The following is a 19,026-nucleotide window of genomic DNA, read 5'->3' as shown; positions in this document are numbered from 1 at the left end:
GGGGCTGTCTGCCCCCCGGACCCCCCGAGAGTTTTTTCGCAAGGATGAAGGAGCGCCACAGGTGCCGACCCCCGCAAGCGAGAGCGAACTGAGCGAGGCCGTCGCGGCGGCCGACGGGCCCCTGCGCGTCATCGGCGGCGGCACGCGGCCGGTCGGCCGGCCGGTGGCGGGCGCGGCCCTGTCGGTGGCCGGGCTGACGGGGGTCGAGCTCTACGAGCCCGGCGCGCTGACCATCGTGGTGCGCGCGGGGACGCCGCTGGCGGAGGTGGAGGCGCTGCTCGCGTCCGAGAACCAGCGCCTGCCGTTCGAGCCCATGGATCACCGCGCGCTTCTGGGCACCGCGGGCGAGCCGACCATCGGCGGCGTGGTCGCGGCCAACGTGTCGGGGCCGCGGCGCATCCAGGCGGGCGCCTGCCGCGATTCGCTGATCGGGGTGCGTTTCGTGGACGGGCGCGGCGAGGTGCTGAAGAACGGCGGGCGGGTGATGAAGAACGTCACCGGCTACGATCTCGTGAAGCTGATGGCGGGATCCTGGGGCACGCTCGGGGTGTTGACGGAGGTGGCCTTCAAGGTCCTGCCCGCGACCGAGCAGCAGGCCAGCGTGCTGATCGACGGGCTTTCGGGCCACCAGGCGGTCGAGGCCATGGCGACCGCGCTCGGCTCTCCCTTCGAGGTCAGCGGCGCGGCGCACCTGCCCTGGGGGGGCGGTGGCACGCCGGTGACGATGCTGCGGCTCGAGGGCTTCGCGGCGAGCGTGGAGTATCGCCTCGGCCGCCTGTCGGAGCTGATGGCGCCGTTCGGCGCGGTGCGGGCCGAGGTGGAGCCGGACGCCGTCGCCAGTGCGTGGCGCGCGGTGCGCGACGTCCTGCCCTTCGCGGAGGCGCCGGGGGATGTCTGGCGCATCTCGGTGAAGCCGTCGGACGGGCCGGACGTCGCGGCGCGGACCGAGGGCGAGACGTTCCTCGACTGGGGCGGCGGCCTGATCTGGGCCCGCGTGGAGGAGGGGACGGACCTGCGCGCGCGCCTTGGCGCCTTCGCGGGCCACGCGACGCTGGTCCGCGCCTCCGAGGAGACGCGGGCGCGGATCGCGCCGTTCCAGCCCGAACCCGCCCCCATCGCCGCGTTGTCGCAGGGGCTGCGCGACAAGTTCGACCCGCGCGGCATCCTGAACCCGGGCCTGATGGCGGCCTGAGGGCGCGCGAGAGGCCCAGCCCGAAACACCACGATCCGAAGGCGCACACATGCAGACCACGTTCACGCCCGAGCAGCTGAAGGACCCGTCCACCGCGAGGTCGAACGAGATCCTGCGCGCCTGCGTCCATTGTGGCTTCTGCACGGCGACCTGCCCGACCTACCAGGTCCTCGGGGACGAGCTGGACAGCCCGCGGGGGCGCATCTACCTCATCAAGGACATGCTCGAGACCGGGCGGCCCGCGGACGAGAAGACGGTCAGGCACATCGACCGCTGCCTGTCGTGCCTCGCGTGCATGACGACCTGTCCCTCAGGGGTGCATTACATGCACCTCGTGGACCACGCGCGGGAGTATATCGAGCGGACCTACCGCAGGCCCCCGTTCGAGCGCTTCCTGCGCTGGACGCTGGCGAAGATCCTGCCCCATCCGACCCGGTTCCGCGTGGCGCTTCTGGGTGCGAAGATCGGGCGGCCGTTCGCGTTCCTGATGCCCGATGCGCGCCTGAAGGCCATGCTGGCCATGGCGCCCCGACAGGTGCCGCCGGTCAGCCGCAACGACGACCCGCAGGTCTTCCCCGCCCGCGGCGAGCGGAAGATGCGGGTCGCCCTGATGACGGGCTGCGCGCAGAAGGCGCTCAACACCGACATCAACGATGCGACGATCCGGCTTCTGACGCGGCTGGGCGCGGAGGTGGTGATCGCCGAGGGGCAGGGCTGCTGCGGGGCGCTGACGCATCACATGGGAAAGACCGCGGAAAGCCACGGCTCGGCGGCGCGCAACATCCGCGCCTGGACGCGCGAGATGCGGGGCGGGGGCCTTGATGCCATCGTGATCAACACGTCCGGCTGCGGCACGACCGTGAAGGATTACGGCCACATGTTCCGCAACGATCCGCTGGCCGAGGACGCGGGCGCCGTCGCCGGGATCGCGCGCGACGTGTCGGAGGTCCTGATGGAGCTGATGCCCGACGGCGCGGCGAGCGCCGGGGCGGCCGAACCCCCGGCGGGGCAGGCGGGGCTCCGCGTGGCCTATCACGCCGCCTGCTCCCTGCAGCACGGCCAGCGGATCAAGACCTATCCCAAGGACCTTCTGAAGCGCGCGGGCTACAAGGTCGTGGAGCCGGCCGACAGCCATCTCTGCTGCGGCTCGGCCGGGACCTACAACCTGATGCAGCCCGAGATCTCGGGCCAGCTGAAGGCGCGCAAGGTCGAGACGCTGGAGATGACGAGGCCCGACATCATCGCGGCGGGCAACATCGGCTGCATGATGCAGATCGGGTCGGGCACCGACGTGCCGATCGTGCACACGGTCGAGCTTCTGGACTGGGCGACGGGCGGGCCGCGCCCGCCGGCGCTGGACGCGCCGGGCAAGCGCGAGGTGCCGGTGCCGATCCTGAGGTGATGTCCCGCAATCGACAAAATTCCGCCATGCGGGACCAATAGCCAGCGGCGGGAACGACGATCGAAGGAGGTGTCCCGTGCGCCAGCTCATCCTGACCCTGATCGCCCTCGCCGCGAGCCTTCCCGCGGTCGCGCAGGACCTGCCGGCCGAGCAGCGCGCCACCGCCCTCGGCGGGCTCAGGCCGCTCGTCAGCGCCGATGCGGCGATGCCATGGACGGGGGTCGGGCGGCTCGACACAGGCGTTTCGTTCTGTTCGGCCACCCTGATCACCGACAGGCTCGTGCTGACGGCCGCGCATTGCCTGTTCGATCCGGCGACGGCGGAGCGCATCGCCGATGCCGATCTCACCTTCCAGGCGGGGCTGCGAAACGGCAGGCCCGAGGCGCTTCGCGGGGTGCGGCGCAGTCACGTCCCCGAGGCCTACGCCCCCCGCGACGACCCGACCCTCGAGAGCATCGGCATGGATCTTGCGCTTCTGGAGCTGGAGCTGCCGGTGCGGTCGAACAGGATCGCCCCCATCGCGACGGGGCGGCGCGCCGATCCCGAGACGGTCGTGACCGTCGTGTCCTACGGCGCCGAGCGCGAGGCGCATGCCTCGATCGAGGAGGGGTGCCTGGTGCTCGAGGGGCAGGGCGCCGTGCGGCTTCTGTCGTGCCGTGTGGTGCAGGGCAGTTCGGGCGCGCCGGTCATCCGCCTGACCGAGGACGGGCCCGAGCTGGTGGCGGTGATCTCCGCCACGGCGCGCGACCGCAGCGGGGCTGACGTGTCGATGGCCGTGGCGCTCGACGCGCCGTTCATCGAGCTTTTGGACGCGATGGAGCGCGGGGCCGGGCGGCCCGGCGGCGCAGCCGGGCAGGGACGGCTGCGGATGACCGCGCCGGCCGGGGATGGCGGACGGTCCAGCATCGGCGCGCGGTTCATCCGGCCCTGAGGCCCCTTGAAACGGCGGAAATCGCTTCCCAATTTCCACGATGCACCGGCGCCCACCGCGGGCCGGGGCATGTTGAAACCGGTGGCGCCCGCCCGACGGGGCCACCTTCGTCGAACGTTGTCGCTCAATGGAGGATGACACATGCGTACCTACGATCTTTCCCCGCTTTACCGGGCCACTGTCGGCTTCGACCGCATGGCCGACCTGCTGGACCGCGTCATGACCCAGGACGCCGCGCCCAGCACCTACCCCCCCTACAACATCGAGAAGACGGACGAGAACGCCTACCGCATCTCGATCGCCGTCGCGGGCTTCACCGGGGCCGAGCTGTCCGTGGAGCAGCGCGAGGCCGAGCTGGTGATCACCGCCCGCAAGGAAAAGGACGAGGCGCAGCGCACCTACCTGCACCGTGGCATCGCCACGCGCGCCTTCGAAAAGCGGTTCCAGCTGGCCGACCACGTCCGCGTGACGGGTGCGGTCCACGAGAACGGAATGCTGCATGTCGATCTCGTGCGCGAGGTGCCCGAGGCGTTGAAGCCGCGCCGGATCGAGATCGCCTCGCGCGGGCCGAAGGCCATCGAGGCCGAGCGCGCGTCCGAGGCCGAAACCGCCTGATCCGCATCATCGACGGACCACTGGAGGCGGCCCTTTCGGGGGCCGCCTTCTTCATGCGCGCGGCAAGCGCCACAGAAGCGCCGCGCCCCCCGCCTGTGCCGCGATGCACAGCGCGATGACCGGCAGGTAGCCCGCGGCATCCGCGACCAGCGCGGCCACGAAGGGCGCGGCGGCGAAGGCGAACAGCGCCGGACGCACGACCGCGCCCTGCACCGCGCCGAAGCCGCGCGGCCCCAGCGTCTCGCGGATGACGACGGGGCGCAGGATGCTGACCAGCCCGACGCACATGCCATGCAGGACCGCGAAGGTCAGCACCAGCGCGGGCCACGCGCCCGCCCCCAGAAGCAGCGTCGCGGCAAGGCCCATTCCGGCGAGCGCCCCGACGGCGAGGATGCGGCCCGGCACCCTGAGCCCCGCGAGGCTGAGGGCCACGCGCCCCGCCACCTGCGACGGCCCGACGATCGAGGCGGCGAGGACGGCGGTCGCCGATGCCACGCCGAGCGCGGCGAAAAGCGGCAGCAGATGGCTTGTGACGATGCCGACGGCCAGCGCCGAGAAGCCGAGCCCTAGGGTCAGCGGCCAGAAGCCCGGACGCCGCCACGCCGCCTGCGCGGGCGGCGCGCCCGTGGCGTCCTCGCGGGCCGCCCCCTCCCGTTCAAGCCGCCGCGCGGCGAAGGCGGCGAGCGGCATGTTGACGAGGACGACCAGCGCCACGAGGACCCAGACCGCCGCGCGCCAGCCCGCGCCCCCGGACACCCATGCCGTCAGCGGGTATGCGATGGTCGAGGCGAAGCCCGCCACCAGCGTGATCGCGGTGATGGCCTGCCGCGCCGTCTCGTCCCGGCCCCGGACCACCAGCGCGAAGGCCGCGTCGTAGAGAGTCAGGCTCATGCCAAGCCCGATGACGCCCCAGAGCGCGTAGAACTGCCAGAGCGCGTCCACCTGCGTCAGGAGCGCGAGGCACCCCGCCCCCAGAAGCGCGCCGCCCGGCATCGAGACCGGCGCGAGGCCCCGGTCGATCAGGTCGCCCGCGCGCCCCGCCGCGAGGCCCTGCACCGCCAGCGCAAGCGACAGCGCCCCCATGACCTGCCCCGCGCTCCAGCCGAACTCGGCCCGCCATTCGATCACCAGCGCGGGGAACACGTAGAAGGTGGCCGCCCAGATCAGCGTCTGGGCCACCATCAGCGCGAGGATCGGGGGATCGCTCAGCGCGGCCCGCATGAAGACCTCGGGATGCCCGTCAGAACCCCCGTCAGAACCCCCGTCAGAACCCCCGTCAGAACCATTGTCCGGGCTCCATCAGGCCCAGCTCCATCAGCTGCAGCGACGACCAGTCGAACCGCGTGGACCCGTGCCATCGGAAATCGTGCACCTCGTACCGCGAGCCGGGGTTCGTCCTCAGCGCCTTGGCCGCCCGGAACGAACAGATCGCGCCCGTCAGGGAATGGTGCCACCGGCATTCGTAGGTGTTCATCTCCTCGTCATTCAGCGTGTGGTCGTCGCGCAGGCGCAGGCCCGGCTTCGCGCGGAACAGGCCCACGCGGTCGATGCGCCGTCTGTGTTCGGCCACATGCTCCTCGAAGCGCCAGCGAAGGCCGCCGTGGAAATCGAGCTGCCGTTCCATGACGCCGCCGGGCTCGCGGCGGCGCGTTTCGGCGTAGTAGCCCGCCGCATCGAACATCGCCGTCTCCAGCGAGACGCCGTCGGGATGCGCCGACAGGTCGGCCGCGTAGAGGTCGACCACGAAGGTCAGCACGGCGTCGCGCCGCTCCTCCATGACCCATGACGCCATCTCGCCCACGCTGCGGTCCTCGCAGAACGGGTAGAACAGGTATTCGCCGTTGTAGCAGTAGTGGACCCACTCGCCCGGCACCTTGGCGATCACCGCGTTGACGATGTCCATCGCCATGTCCGGACGCCGCGGGCGGTCGCGGATGACGTGGACGGGAAGGCCGGGACCTTCGGCAGGGGCGTCCATGCCCTCGGCCGCCACGAGGAACACGGCCCGGAACCCCAGCCGCGCGACATGGCCGAGCGTCGTGTCGATCTCGATGGGGTCCTCGCAGATCACGACGGCGAAGGGGCCGCTGCCGTATGGCGTGCGGTCCGCCCTGAACGCGTCGAGACTGTGGTGATCCATCGCTTCGCCTGCCCCTCGGATGCAGACTGGCCCCGCCACGCGGCATTTGCAATCGCGCCCGGCGTTGATCCCGTGCCGCGCCTGCGATACATGCCGCAGGTCTGATTTTCCCTGACCATAACGGGCGCGCCATGACCGGGACGAAGAAGCTCTACGTCAAGACCTACGGCTGCCAGATGAACGTCTACGACAGCGAACGCATGGCCGAGGCGCTGGGCGGGCAGGGCTACGAGCAGGTGGACAGCCCCGAGGCGGCCGACATGATCCTGCTGAACACCTGCCACATCCGCGAGAAGGCGGCGGAGAAGGTCTATTCCGAGCTTGGCCGCCTGAAGCCGCTGCGCGAGGCGAAGCCCGACCTCAAGATCGGCGTCGCGGGCTGCGTCGCGCAGGCCGAGGGCGAGGAGATCATGCGCCGCCAGCCGATGGTGGACCTTGTCGTGGGGCCGCAGACCTACCACCGCCTTCCGCGCATGATGGAGGCGCTGGATCGCGGCGAGAAGGCGCTCGATACCGAGTTCCCCGAAGAGGACAAGTTCGCGCACCTGCCGAAGGACCGCCGCACGCGGCGCGGGCCCACCGCCTTCCTCACGGTGCAGGAGGGCTGCGACAAGTTCTGTTCCTTCTGCGTTGTGCCCTATACCCGCGGCGCCGAGGTCTCGCGCCCCGCCGAGCGGCTTCTGCGCGAGGCGCGCGACCTGGTGGAGCGCGGTGTGCGCGAGATCACGCTTCTCGGCCAGAACGTGAACGCCTACCACGGCGAGGGGCCGGATGGCGGCGAGTGGGGTCTCGCGCGGCTGATCCGGACGCTGGCCGGGATCGACGGCCTCGACCGCATCCGTTTCACCACCTCGCATCCCAACGACATGGAGGACGACCTGATCGCCGCCCATGCCGATTGCGAGAAGCTGATGCCCTACCTGCATCTGCCGGTGCAGTCGGGGTCCGACCGCATCCTGAAGGCGATGAACCGCAAGCACACCGCCGGGGATTACGTCCGCCTGATCGAGCGCATCCGCGCCGCGCGGCCGGACCTCGCGCTGTCGGGCGACTTCATCGTGGGCTTCCCCGGCGAGACCGAGGCGGATTTCCGGGCCACGCTCGACCTCGTGGAGGAGGTCGGCTACGCTAGCGCCTTTTCCTTCAGGTATTCCCCGCGCCCCGGCACGCCCGCCGCCGAGCGCGCGCTTGTCGATCCCGTCGAGGCCGACGAGCGGCTGCAACGTCTGCAGGCGCTCCTGACCCGTCAGCAGCGCGCGGCGCAGGACGCCATGGTCGGGCGCACGGTTTCTGTGCTGTTCGAGAAGACGGGCCGGATGCCCGGCCAGATCGTCGGCAAGTCGGAATACCTGCACGCCGTCCATGCCGAGGGCGACGCCGCGCTGATCGGCGGCATCGCGCCCGTCAGGATCGTGGACAGCGGCCCGAACTCGCTTGCCGGGCAGCTCGTCTGAGGCGTCAGCGTCCGGGCGGGTTGTCGGCGAGGATGCGGCGCATCACGGCCGCCGCGGCCTCGGGGTCGCCCACGGTGGCCTCGTCGCGGCAGACACGCTCGGCGATGGCGTGCGCTTCCGGGAAGTTGTAGCCGATGGCCACGAGGCTATCGACGAAGACGGCGTTCGGGCGATCCCAGATGACCTCTTCCCACGGACCGCGAAAGCAGCTGACCGTGACCACCGAATTGGCGGCCGCGGTCTCGTGGGCGTAGGAGGTCGCGGCGGCGGGTGCCGCGCCCAGCACGGCGGCCATGCCGCAGGATGCGATGAAAACGTGTCGTGTCATGAAATGCCGTTCCCCCACGGAAATCGAAGACGCGCCGCTCAAATGTGTCATGAATCAGGCGCGTCGCGAGCCTGCTTCGCCACATTGTTAACACATTATTAAGACTCCGCGTCAGGGGGAAAGCGTCATTGGGGCGGGCTCCGGGACGGTGGCCCCGTATTGCAATCATTGTCGCCGTTGCCGGAACGCCGCTGCGGGTGCCGGGGTCCCGCGACCGTCAAACCCCGCGCTGTGCCTGATCGGGCGCGTGGGCGCGGCGGCGCCTTCGCCCATGGAGGCCGCCTGCGCCGCTCCACTGCATCAAGAATAATTCGTGACAGGCGACACAATCTGTTGCGTTGTGTGGCGGCGCTTGCGAACATGCCAGCAGAGCATTGGCCTGAACCACGGGAGCCCAACTTGGCGATAACCCCTCTGCCGCACCCCGCTGCCGAGCCGCCCTCCGAGCCACCCTTGGAACTGCTTCTGCAATTCCCCGACAATCGCCTTCTCATCGAGCTTTGCGGCGAGTTCGACCGCAACCTCGCGCAGGTCGAGCACCTGCTGTCGGTCCACATCGTGCGGCGCGGCAACGAGCTGGCCTTGCTGGGCGAGGCGCGGGCGCGGGCCGCGGGCGTCCTGAAGGGGCTCTATGCGCGCCTCGAGGCCGGCAAGAGCATCGAGCCCGGCGATATCGACGCGGCGGTGCGCCTTGGCGGCAGCGCCGAGGATACCGGTGCGCGCTCGGGCGACCAGATGGAGATGTTCGGCGCGGGGATGCTCGAGATCGGCACGCGCAAGAAGACGGTCGAGCCGCGCACGCAGGCCCAGCAGGCCTATGTGCGCAACCTCTTCACGCACGAGCTTGCCTTCGGCATCGGGCCTGCGGGCACCGGCAAGACCTACCTCGCGGTCGCGGTGGCCGTGAACCAGATGATCAACGGCCATGTCGACAAGATCATCCTCAGCCGCCCGGCGGTCGAGGCGGGCGAAAGGCTCGGCTTCCTTCCCGGCGACATGAAGGAGAAGGTCGATCCCTACATGCAGCCGCTCTACGACGCGCTGAACGACTTTCTTCCCGGCAAGCAGCTTCAGAAGCTGATGGAAGAGAAGACGATCGAGATCGCGCCCCTCGCCTTCATGCGGGGACGGACGCTGTCGAACGCCTATGTCGTGCTCGACGAGGCGCAGAACGCCTCCACGATGCAGATGAAGATGTTCCTCACGCGCCTCGGGCAGGGCAGCCGCATGGTCATCACCGGGGACCGCAGCCAGGTGGACCTGCCGCGCGGGATGCCCTCGGGCCTGATGGACGCCGAGCGGATCCTCGGCAACGTGAAAAGCATCAGCTTCAACTACTTCACCGCCAAGGACGTGGTCCGCCACCCCATGGTCGCGCGCATCATCGAGGCTTACGACGCCGACGAGGCGTCCTGAAGCCCGCGCCGCCGCCGCGGTCCGGCGATTGACGAGGGCCCCGTCGGCGGGCAGGAGCGGCGTCATGGAAATCGACATCCTCATCGACGCCCCCGCCTGGGAGGAAACAGCGCTCGAGGCCCTCGCGCCCGAGGCCTGCGAGACGGCGCTGCGCCAGCTCGACCTCGACCCCGCGCGCTTCTCTGTCAGCATCCTCGCCTGCGACGACGCCCGCATCGCCGGCCTGAACGCCGAGTTTCGCGGCAAGGCGCAGCCGACGAACGTGCTGTCCTGGCCCTCGGAAGAGCGGGGCGCCGAGGTGCCGGGCGCGATGCCCGACCTCCCCCGGCCGGATCCCGCCGGTCCCCCCGAGGAGCTGGGCGACATCGCGCTCGCCTACGAGACTTGCCGCCGCGAGGCGGAGGCCGCGGGACGGCCCCTCGATCATCATGTCGCCCATCTTCTGGTGCACGGGCTTCTCCATCTGCTCGGATTCGACCACGAAACCGACGCCGACGCGGAATTGATGGAGCGCCTCGAGACGCATGTCCTTGCAAGACTGGGGGTTCCTGACCCATATTGACCGCAACGGGTGATCAAAGCCCGGCCAACGTGTTGGAAAGGAGCGATGAGCTCGAACCCTGATCCCTCGTCTTCGGCGGCGCATGGCGCGCAGATCGACGAGGATGAGCCTCCGGGCCAAAGACCCGGTTTCCTCGCCCGCCTGTTTGGCGGTCCCCCTCAAGGCGAACCCGACGAAGCGCACGGCGCCGCCAGTTCCTGGCCCGAGGCGCGTGGCGCAGGCACGCGTCCCTTCGGCATGTCCAACCTGCGGCGAATGCGGGTGGAGGACGTGGCGATCCCGCGTGCCGAGATCGTGTCGGTCTCCTGCGACGCGACGCTTCCCGAACTGGTCGAGACCTTCCGCGAAAGCGGCATGACGCGCCTGCCGGTCTACGACGGCGCGCTCGACGTGCCGGTGGGGCTGGTGCACCTCAAGGACGTCGCCCTGCGCTACGGCTTCGACAAGGCCAATGGCAGCTTCTCGCTTCGCACGATGCTGCGTCCGCTGCTGTTCGCGCCGCCCTCCATGCCGATCGGGGTCCTGCTCACCAAGATGCAGACCGACCGCACGCACATGGCGCTCGTGATCGACGAATACGGCGGCGTGGACGGGCTGTTGACGATCGAGGATCTCATCGAACAGGTGATCGGCGAGATCGAGGACGAGCACGACATCGAGGAGGCCCAGACCTGGAGCCGCGAAGGCGACCATTCGTGGCTCGCGCTGGCGCGCACCCCGCTCGACGAATTCCAGGCCGAGATCGGGATCGACCTCGCCGCGGTGGACGACGAGGAGGAAGTCGATACGCTTGGCGGTCTCGTTTTTCTGCTGACGGGCCGCGTTCCCGCACGTGGCGAGGTCGTGCCGCATCCTTCCGGCGTCGAGTTCGAGGTGATCGACGCCGATCCGCGCCGGATCAAGCGTCTTCGGGTGCGCAGGCCGAGGGACATGACCGCCGAATGAGACCGGCAGGCGGCCTTGCCGCATCGCTGGAGGGGCTGCGCGGCCGCGCGGCCCTTCCTGCGGCCTTCGCCTCGGGCCTTCTCGCGGGGCTCGGGCAGGCGCCGTTCGACCTGTGGCTCGCCATGCCGCTCGGGCTTGCGGCGCTTGCGCTTCTGGTCGCGCTGGCGCCGGACGCGCGGGCCGGGTTCCTGCGAGGGCTGGCCGGCGGCGCTGGGCATTTCGCGCTGTCGCTGCACTGGATCGTCGAGCCGTTCTTCGTGGACGCCGCGCGCCACGGCTGGATGGCGCCCTTCGCGCTGGTCCTCTTCGCGGTGGGGCTGGCGCTGTTCTGGGCTGCGGCGGGATGGGGGACGCTGCGCCTCGCGCGCGGGACGATGCCCCGGATCGCGCTTTTCGCGCCGCTTCTGACGCTGGCCGAGGTGGTGCGCTCCACGGCCCTGACGGGCTTTCCATGGGCGCTGCCGGGACATGCGCTGATCGACACGCCATGGCTGCAGCTCGGCGGCCTCCTCGGCGCGCACGGCATGACGCTGGCCGTGACCCTCGTGGCTTCGCTCTGGGCGGCGGCGCTTCTCGACCGGCGCGCCGCGCTGGCCGCCGCGCTCGGCCTGCCGGTGCTCTTCGCCCCCTACGTCCTGCCGGTCGCGCAGGCGCCGCAGGCCGGGTCCGATGCGCCGGTCGTGCGGCTGGTCCAGCCCAACGCGCCCCAGCACCTGAAATGGCGCGAGGACATGATCCCGGTGTTCTGGCAGCGGGGCCGCGACCTGACGGCGGCGCCCGCCGATCCCGACCTCGGCACGCCCGACCTCGTGGTCTGGCCCGAGACCAGCCTTCCGGTCCTACTCGGCCGCTCCGACGTCGCGCGCCTGCAGCTGTCGCAGGCCGCCGGCGCGGCGCAGGTCATGGTCGGCGTCCAGCGCTTCGAGGACTTCACCGTGCGAAACAGCCTCGCGGTCCTCGACCCCGGCGGATCGGTCACGGCGCTCTACGACAAGCACCACCTCGTGCCCTTCGGCGAATACGTCCCGCTTCAGGGGCTGGCCGAGCGGCTGGACATCCGCGCGCTCGCCGCGGTGATGCCCGCAGGCTACCGGCCTGGCCCCGGACCGGCCGCGCTGGACCTCGGGCCGCGCCTCGGCCGCGCCTTTCCGATGATCTGCTACGAGGCGATCTTTCCCGGCTACATCCGCGATCTGCCCCGGAGGCCGGACTGGATGGCGCATGTCACCAACGACGCATGGTTCGGCACCTTCTCGGGACCGTGGCAGCACCTCGCCCTCGCGCGCCTCAGGGCCGCCGAGCAGGGGCTGCCGGTCCTGCGCGCCGCCAATACCGGCGTCTCGGCGGTGATCGACGCGCGCGGACGGGTCGTGCGGTCGCTCGGGCTTGGCGAGGCCGGGGTCATCGACGCCCGGCTTCCGCCGCCCGCGCCGCCCACGCCCTACGCGCGGTGGGGCGATCTGCCCGCGCTCCTTCTGACGTTGGCGCTGGCCTGCGCCATCATGTTCGCGGCACGGCGGACATCGCGCTGACGCGCGGCGGAAAAAGCCCCATTGATCACCGGGGGCGGTCAGCGTAAGGCTTCGCGACCCCACAACGGCTTCCTGGCGTGGGGACCGACATGTAATGGAGCACTTCCCCATGGCCCGCGAAAACTACATCTTCACCTCCGAGTCCGTCTCGGAGGGCCACCCCGACAAGGTCTGCGACCGGATTTCCGATGCCGTCCTCGACGCCTTCCTCTCAGAGGAGCCCGAGGCCCGCGTCGCCTGCGAGACCTTCGCCACCACCGGCATGGTCGTCATCGGCGGCGAAGTGGGCCTGAGCGACAAGGAACGCCTCAAGACCTTCATGGGCAAGATCGGCGAGATCGCCCGCGACTGCATCAAGGATATCGGCTACGAGCAGGACAAGTTCCACTGGAACACCTGCCACGTCTTGAACTTCCTGCACGAGCAGTCGGCGCATATCGCGCAGGGCGTGGACACCGACGGGGCGGGCGACCAGGGCATCATGTTCGGCTACGCCGTCGACGAGACGCCCGAGCTGATGCCCGCGCCGATCCTTTATTCCCACGCGATCCTGCGCCGCCTCGCCGAAGTGCGCAAATCGGGCGAGGAGCCCACGCTCGGCCCCGACGCGAAAAGCCAGCTCACCCTGCGCTACGAGGGCGGCAAGCCCGTCGAAGTCACGTCGATCGTCCTGTCCACGCAGCACCTCGACGAGGACATGACCTCGGACGACGTGCGCGCCGTGGTCGAGCCCTACATCCGCGAGGTCCTGCCCACGAGCTGGATCACCGAGGCGACGAAATGGTGGGTGAACCCCACGGGCAAGTTCGTCATCGGCGGCCCCGACGGCGATGCGGGCCTTACCGGGCGCAAGATCATCGTGGACACCTACGGTGGCGCGGCGCCCCATGGCGGCGGCGCGTTCTCGGGCAAGGATCCGACGAAGGTGGACCGCTCGGCAGCCTATGCCGCGCGCTATCTCGCGAAGAACGTCGTCGCGGCGGGCCTCGCGCGGCGCTGCACGCTTCAGCTGTCCTACGCCATCGGCGTGGCCGAGCCGCTGTCGGTCTATGCCGACACCCACGGCACCGGCCTCGTCGACGAGGAGCGGATCGAGAAGGCCGTGCGCGACTGCATGGACCTCACGCCGCGCGGCATCCGCACGCACCTCGCGCTGAACCGCCCGATCTACCAGCGCACCGCCGCCTACGGCCATTTCGGACGCCAGCCCGAGGCCGACGGCGGCTTCAGCTGGGAGCGCACGGACCTGACCGAGGCGCTGAAGGCCGCGGTCTGAAACGGCGTCGCGCCGGTCCTCAGGCCGGCGCGATCCGCGCCCAGACAGGCAGGTGGTCCGAGGCGTGGCGCGCCGCGCCCTCGCGGATCACGCCGGTTTCGGTCAGCCGCAGGCCGGGTCCGTGCGCGAACCGGTCGAGGGCTGCCACCGGGTAGGACGCGTGGAAGCTCCGCCCCGGCGACACCACGTCGAAATCCGGGCCGAGCGGCTCGAACCCCGAGTTCGGCGACCATTCGTTGAAATCCCCGGCGATGAGCATCCGGTCATGGTCGGTACGCTCCAGATGCTCGCGCAGCGCATGAAGCTGGAGGCGGCGCCACTTCCGCAACAGCCCCAGATGCGCGCCGACCACCGAAATCAAGCCGAACGGCCCCTCGACCTCCACCCGCACCGCGCCGCGCGGCTCCAGTCCCGGCAGGGGGATGCGCGCGGTCTCGCGGATGGCGAGGTCGCGATGCACCAGCACCGCGTTGCCATGCCAGCCGAGGCTCACGTCCGTGACCGCGACGTCGGCCACGCGGTAGGGCGTCTCGGCCTCGAGGATGGCCTTTGGCAGGGCCGAGGGCCGGGGCGCCATGCGCCGGTCCGCCTCCTGCAGCACCAGCACGTCGGCCTGCGAGTCGATCAGCACCTTCTGCACCCGCTCGGGGTCGCGGCGCCCGTCCAGTCCGACGGCCTTGCGGATGTTGTAGCTGACGATCCTCACGCGATGCGCTCCCCCTAAAGGACGGGCGCCATCAGCCGCGCGACCGGTGCGGCGATGCGAAGGCGCAGAGGTTGTTCGTCCAGCGTCTTCTCCAGCCGGACGGCGCGGGCGAAATCCTTGCGCAGGACCGCCTCCAGCTCGGCGCAGAACCCCTTGTCGAAGAAATAGGCCATCGTCTCGAAGTTCAGCTGAGACGACCGGTGGTCGAGGTTGTGCGTGCCCACCGCCGCCAGCCCGTCGTCGATCAGGAACGCCTTCTGGTGCAGAAATCCCTCGCGGTAGCGCCAGATCTCGACGCCGGCCTCCAGAAGCTCGTCGAAATAGGCGAAGGCCGCGAGCCACGGCAGGTAATGGTCGATCGCGTCTGGCACGAGGATGCGCACCTCCTTGCCCTCGATCGCGGCATGTTTCAGCGCGGTGAGCGTCGCGAGGTCCGGCACGAGGTAGGGCGTCGAGACCCAGATCCGCGACCGCGCGGCGGCCAGCGTCGAGAACAGCATCGCGCTGCCGGTATCCTCGGTGTCGATCGGCCCCGTCGCCACGATCAGCCCGTCCATCCCGCCCGGACCGTCCTCGGAAGACCAGTCGAGGATGTCGCGCAGGACCTCACCGGTGACCCAGTGCCAGTCTTCGGCGAAGATCAGCTGCAGTTGCGTGACCATCGGGCCCTCGATCCGGCAGAACGTGTCGCGCCACGCCCCGTAGGCGGGATCGCGACCCATGTATTCGTCGCCCACGTTCAGACCGCCGAGGAAGCCCACGCGCCCGTCGGCGATGACGACCTTCCGGTGGTTGCGGAAATTGACCTGGAAGCGCCGCTCGATCGGCCCGCCCCGGCGGGTGCTCATGACCTCGATTCCGGCCTGCGACATCTCCCGCAGGAGCCCGCGCCCCAGGCCGAACGAGCCGAAGACATCGTAGCCAAGCCGCACGCTCACGCCGCGCCGGGCCGCCTCGATCAGGTGGTCCGCCATCTTCCGGCCGAGCGCGTCGTCGCGGTAGATGTAGAACTGCACCAGCAGGTAATGCCGTGCCGCGTCGATGGCCTCGAAAAGCGCGTCGAAGGTCTCCTGCCCGTCGACCAGGAGGGCCGCCCTGTTGCCGCGCACGACCGGCAGGCCCGCGACCTGCTCGAAGGGGCGCAGGTTGATGGCGAGCGGGTCGTTGCCGATTGCGTCCGGCCAGTCGCTGCGGTGGTCGTCGAAGAGCTTCCGGCTCAGCCTGCGCGCCCGGCGCCGCGACTCGTAGCGGTGCGGGCCGAGGAAGGCGTAGGCGACCACGGCGAGATACGGCGCGGCCAGCAGGAAGACGACCCACCCCACGGCGGCCTGCGGCGTCCGCGCGGTCTTGGCCGCGCGCCACGCCAGCCATAGCGCCAGCGCCACGAGCATGGCGGAGAGGATCGGCAGGATCACGTTCAGCATCGTACCTTGCTTTTGCCCCAAATCGGTGCGGCGTGCCACGTTGCTAACGCCCCGGCCGCGCAGTAGGTAGCGCGGCCATGACGCGTGATCCCGAACCCCCGCCCCAGCGCCCTCGCCGCAACTTCTACGGCCGCCGGCGCGGAAAGCACCTGCGCGAAAGCCAGGAGGCCTACCTCGACGAGGATCTGGACGCCCTGTCGCCCGGTCCCGTCGACTGGGACGCGAACCCGGAACGCCGAGCCCTCGACCTTGCCGGGATGTTCGGCGGGCGCGAGGTCTGGCTCGAGGTCGGCTTCGGCGGCGGCGAGCACATGGTCCACCAGGCGGGCCTGCATCCCGAGGTCGGGATCATCGGTTGCGAGCCCTACATCAACGGCGTCGCGATGCTTCTGGGCAAGATCCGCCGTGCGGGCGTGGACAACCTGCGCATCCATCCCGGCGACGCGCGCGACCTGTTCGACGTCCTGCCCGAGGCCTCGATCGGCAGGGCCTTCCTGCTCTATCCCGACCCGTGGCCAAAGGCCCGCCACCACCGCCGCCGCTTCGTCACGCCCGAGCATCTCCGACCGCTCGCCCGCGTGCTGAAGCCGGGCGCGGAGTTCCGCGTGGCCACCGACATTCCCGACTACGTCCGCCAGACCCTGCAGGAGGTCCCGCGCCACGGTTTCGAATGGCTGGCCGAGGGGCCGGGCGACTGGCGCGCGCCGTGGGGCGACTGGATCTCGACCCGCTACGAGCAGAAGGCCCTGCGCGAGGCGCGCGTGCCGCATTACATGACGTTCCGGCGCCTGTAGCGGCCCGCGCGAACGGCTTTGGTGTGGACGCCGCCCCGGCCCGCGTCTATCACGCGCGCGACCGACGACAGGGGAGGCGGCGCATGTCCGGCCACGGCGATCCAGTTCCGATGACAGCGCGCAGGGGCGGGCCCCTCACCGGCACGGCCGACGTGCCCGGCGACAAGTCGATCTCGCATCGCAGCCTCATTCTCGGCGCGCTTTCGGTGGGCGAGACGCGGGTGACGGGCCTGCTCGAGGGGCAGGACGTCCTCGACACCGCCCGCGCCATGCAGGCTTTCGGGGCCGAGGTGGACCGGGACGCAGACGGCGTCTGGAGCGTCCACGGCGTAGGCGTCGGCGGCTTCGGCGAGCCCGAGGACGTGATCGACTGCGGCAATTCCGGCACCGGTGTGCGCCTGGTCATGGGCGCGATGGCCACGACGCCGATCACCGCGACCTTCACCGGCGACGCCAGCCTCCGCAAGCGCCCGATGGCGCGCGTGACCGACCCGCTGTCGCTGTTCGGGACGCAGGCCGTTGGCCGGGCCGGCGGGCGGCTTCCGATGACCGTGATCGGCGCGGCCGACCCCATGCCGGTGCGCTACACGCTGCCGGTGCCGTCGGCGCAGGTGAAGTCGGCGGTCCTTCTGGCCGGCCTGAACGCGCCGGGCGAGACCGTGGTGATCGAGGCCGAGGCCACGCGCGACCACACCGAGCGGATGCTGGCGGGCTTCGGCGCAGCGATCGCGACCGAGGTCACGCCCGAAGGCCGCGTCATCACGCTGCGGGGGCGCCCCGACCTCAGGCCCCAGACCATCGTCGTCCCGCGCGACCCGTCCTCGGCCGCCTTCCCGGTCTGCGCCGCGCTGATCGCGGAAGGGTCGGACGTGCTGGTGCCGAACATCGGCCTCAACCCCACGCGCGCGGGCCTCTTCACCACGCTGCGCGAGATGGGGGCTGACCTCGTCTACGAAAACGAGCGCGAAGAGGGCGGCGAACCGGTGGCCGACCTGCGCGCCCGGTTCTCGCCCGACATGAAGGGTGTCGAGGTCCCGCCCGAGCGGGCGGCCTCGATGATCGACGAATACCCGATCCTGTCGGTCGTCGCCGCCTGCGCCGAGGGGCGGACCGTCATGCGCGGCGTCAGGGAGTTGCGCGTGAAGGAAAGCGACCGCATCGCCGCCATGGCCGACGGCCTGCGCGCCTGCGGCGTCACGGTCGAGGACGGTCCCGACTGGTGGATCGTCGAGGGGCGCGGCGCTCTGGGCGTTCCGGGCGGCGCGACCTGCGCCACCCATCTCGACCACCGGATCGCGATGTCCTTCCTTTGCCTCGGACTGGCGAGCCGCACCCCCGTGAGCGTGGACGACGCCGGTCCGATCGTCACGTCCTTTCCGATCTTCGAGCCCCTGATGCGCGGCCTCGGCGCGGATCTGGACCGGACGGGCGCGGCATGAGTGGCGCGGCGGGACGGGCGGCGCATTGCGTCCGCGGCCCCGCGCGCTAGGCTGTCGGTCCATCACGATACGGGGGACGCCATGAGCTTCACGGTCGCCATCGACGGGCCCGCGGCAAGCGGGAAGGGCACCATTGGCCGCGCGGTCGCCGGCCATTTCGGGCTGGGGCACCTCGATACCGGGCTTCTCTACCGGGCCGTCGGGGCGCGGATGCTGAAGGGCGAGGAGCCCGAGGAGGCGGCGCTGGCGCTGCGCGCCGAGGACCTCGAGGTGACCGAGGACCTGCGCGGCCCGGACGTGGCGCAGGCCGCCTCGAAGGTGGCCGCGATCCCCGAGGTGCGAGCGGCGCTTGTCGATTTCCAGCGCGCCTTCGCCCGGCGCGCGGGCGGCGCGGTGCTCGATGGCCGCGACATCGGCACCGTGATCTGCCCCGAGGCCGAGGCCAAGCTGTTCGTGACGGCCAGCGCCGAGGTGCGCGCCGAGCGCCGGCACCGGGAACTCCTGGAGCGGGGTCACCAGATCAGCCTTCAGGAGGTGCTCTCCGACGTGAGGGAGCGCGACGCGCGCGACGCCGGCCGAAGCGCCGCGCCGATGGTCGCCGCCGAGGATGCCGTCGTCCTCGACACCAGCACGCTCAGCATCGAGGACGCCGTGGCCGCCGCCATCGCCGCGGTCGAGGCGCGGCGCTAGGCGCGCCTCCCGCCCTGCTGCCCCCCTGTGGCCCCTTGCGCGAAAGGCCGCGCTTGGCTATATGCCGCTCCGTCAAGACGGCGAACACGCCACGCGAACAGAGGTCGGGCAGGGTCGGACATCCTCCGGCCCTTCTTGCTTTCGCGGCGCCAGAGACCAACCCAAGACCGGCGGAGACAA

18 protein-coding genes and 1 riboswitch are annotated in these 19,026 nt (G+C 70.7%); of the genes, 13 read left to right on the top strand and 5 right to left on the bottom strand.

What is annotated here, in order from left to right; translation table 11 throughout:
* The first annotated feature begins 61 nt into the window (after positions 1 to 61).
* The 4 genes from P6F26_RS13960 (at position 62) to P6F26_RS13945 (ending at position 4,140) form a co-directional block, all read left to right on the top strand.
* The gene (locus tag P6F26_RS13960) at positions 62 to 1,192 is read left to right on the top strand and encodes an FAD-binding protein (protein WP_278029303.1); all 1,131 of its coding nucleotides are present in this window, start codon (positions 62 to 64) and stop codon (positions 1,190 to 1,192) included.
* Between the two features lie 49 nt (positions 1,193 to 1,241).
* Positions 1,242 to 2,594, top strand: coding sequence for a glycolate oxidase subunit GlcF (gene glcF / locus P6F26_RS13955; protein WP_278029302.1), 1,353 nt, complete (start codon positions 1,242 to 1,244; stop codon positions 2,592 to 2,594).
* A gap of 76 nt (positions 2,595 to 2,670) precedes the next feature.
* Complete coding sequence (locus P6F26_RS13950; protein ID WP_278029301.1) at positions 2,671 to 3,525, top strand: trypsin-like serine peptidase; 855 nt, start codon at positions 2,671 to 2,673, stop codon at positions 3,523 to 3,525.
* Between the two features lie 141 nt (positions 3,526 to 3,666).
* Entirely contained in the window at positions 3,667 to 4,140 is a 474-nt protein-coding gene (locus P6F26_RS13945; protein ID WP_278029300.1) for an Hsp20 family protein, read from the top strand.
* A 51-nt stretch (positions 4,141 to 4,191) separates the two neighbouring features.
* Here the strand turns inward: P6F26_RS13945 and P6F26_RS13940 are convergent, their stop codons facing one another.
* Complete coding sequence (locus P6F26_RS13940; RefSeq protein WP_278029299.1) at positions 4,192 to 5,361, bottom strand: MFS transporter; 1,170 nt, start codon at positions 5,359 to 5,361, stop codon at positions 4,192 to 4,194.
* 55 nt (positions 5,362 to 5,416) lie between these two features.
* On the bottom strand, positions 5,417 to 6,280 hold the full coding sequence (locus tag P6F26_RS13935; protein ID WP_278029298.1) for a hypothetical protein: 864 nt from the start codon (positions 6,278 to 6,280) through the stop codon (positions 5,417 to 5,419).
* Between the two features lie 131 nt (positions 6,281 to 6,411).
* On the opposite strand from P6F26_RS13935, the gene miaB reads away from it, so the two are divergent.
* Positions 6,412 to 7,734: a tRNA (N6-isopentenyl adenosine(37)-C2)-methylthiotransferase MiaB gene (gene miaB / locus P6F26_RS13930; protein ID WP_278029297.1), complete on the top strand. Its 1,323-nt coding sequence runs from the start codon at positions 6,412 to 6,414 to the stop codon at positions 7,732 to 7,734.
* Between the two features lie 4 nt (positions 7,735 to 7,738).
* Here the strand turns inward: miaB and P6F26_RS13925 are convergent, their stop codons facing one another.
* A complete protein-coding gene (locus tag P6F26_RS13925; protein ID WP_278029296.1) occupies positions 7,739 to 8,062 on the bottom strand; it encodes a hypothetical protein in 324 nt (107 codons plus the stop codon).
* Between the two features lie 360 nt (positions 8,063 to 8,422).
* Between P6F26_RS13925 and P6F26_RS13920 the strand changes: the two genes are divergently transcribed.
* From P6F26_RS13920 to metK, 5 genes are all read left to right on the top strand, one after another.
* Entirely contained in the window at positions 8,423 to 9,478 is a 1,056-nt protein-coding gene (locus tag P6F26_RS13920; protein ID WP_430736750.1) for a PhoH family protein, read from the top strand.
* A gap of 64 nt (positions 9,479 to 9,542) precedes the next feature.
* Positions 9,543 to 10,040, top strand: a complete 498-nt coding sequence (gene ybeY / locus P6F26_RS13915) for an rRNA maturation RNase YbeY (RefSeq protein ID WP_278029294.1) — start codon at positions 9,543 to 9,545, stop codon at positions 10,038 to 10,040.
* 45 nt (positions 10,041 to 10,085) lie between these two features.
* Positions 10,086 to 10,985: a transporter associated domain-containing protein gene (locus tag P6F26_RS13910; RefSeq protein ID WP_278029293.1), complete on the top strand. Its 900-nt coding sequence runs from the start codon at positions 10,086 to 10,088 to the stop codon at positions 10,983 to 10,985.
* Complete coding sequence (gene lnt, locus P6F26_RS13905; protein WP_278029292.1) at positions 10,982 to 12,517, top strand: apolipoprotein N-acyltransferase; 1,536 nt, start codon at positions 10,982 to 10,984, stop codon at positions 12,515 to 12,517. Before P6F26_RS13910 ends, lnt begins: the two co-directional genes overlap by 4 nt.
* 53 nt (positions 12,518 to 12,570) lie before the next feature.
* Positions 12,571 to 12,619, top strand: a riboswitch (SAM-SAH riboswitch).
* Between the two features lie 7 nt (positions 12,620 to 12,626).
* Positions 12,627 to 13,793 carry a methionine adenosyltransferase gene (gene metK / locus P6F26_RS13900; protein ID WP_278029291.1) on the top strand — a complete coding sequence of 389 codons (1,167 nt, stop codon included), beginning with the start codon at positions 12,627 to 12,629 and terminating at the stop codon, positions 13,791 to 13,793.
* Between the two features lie 19 nt (positions 13,794 to 13,812).
* On the opposite strand, the gene P6F26_RS13895 is transcribed toward metK, so the two are convergent.
* Together P6F26_RS13895 and cls are read right to left on the bottom strand one after the other, a co-directional pair.
* Complete coding sequence (locus tag P6F26_RS13895) at positions 13,813 to 14,499, bottom strand: endonuclease/exonuclease/phosphatase family protein (protein WP_278029290.1); 687 nt, start codon at positions 14,497 to 14,499, stop codon at positions 13,813 to 13,815.
* 14 nt (positions 14,500 to 14,513) lie between these two features.
* Positions 14,514 to 15,923: a cardiolipin synthase gene (gene cls, locus P6F26_RS13890; protein ID WP_278029289.1), complete on the bottom strand. Its 1,410-nt coding sequence runs from the start codon at positions 15,921 to 15,923 to the stop codon at positions 14,514 to 14,516.
* A gap of 77 nt (positions 15,924 to 16,000) precedes the next feature.
* Here cls and trmB point away from each other — a divergent pair, with 77 nt between their 5' ends.
* The 3 genes from trmB to P6F26_RS13875 all read left to right on the top strand — a co-directional run bounded on the left by trmB (position 16,001) and on the right by P6F26_RS13875 (position 18,846).
* A complete protein-coding gene (gene trmB, locus P6F26_RS13885) occupies positions 16,001 to 16,717 on the top strand; it encodes a tRNA (guanine(46)-N(7))-methyltransferase TrmB (RefSeq protein ID WP_278029288.1) in 717 nt (238 codons plus the stop codon).
* A gap of 83 nt (positions 16,718 to 16,800) precedes the next feature.
* A complete protein-coding gene (gene aroA / locus P6F26_RS13880) occupies positions 16,801 to 18,156 on the top strand; it encodes a 3-phosphoshikimate 1-carboxyvinyltransferase (protein WP_278029287.1) in 1,356 nt (451 codons plus the stop codon).
* An 81-nt stretch (positions 18,157 to 18,237) separates the two neighbouring features.
* Entirely contained in the window at positions 18,238 to 18,846 is a 609-nt protein-coding gene (locus P6F26_RS13875) for a (d)CMP kinase (protein WP_278029286.1), read from the top strand.
* Positions 18,847 to 19,026 lie beyond the last annotated feature (180 nt).

It is taken from the genome of Roseicyclus salinarum (assembly GCF_029624655.1).
Taxonomy (GTDB): domain Bacteria; phylum Pseudomonadota; class Alphaproteobacteria; order Rhodobacterales; family Rhodobacteraceae; genus Roseibacterium; species Roseibacterium salinarum.
Note: the sequence above shows the minus strand (reverse complement) of the source record. Positions and strands in the feature narration are given on the sequence as shown.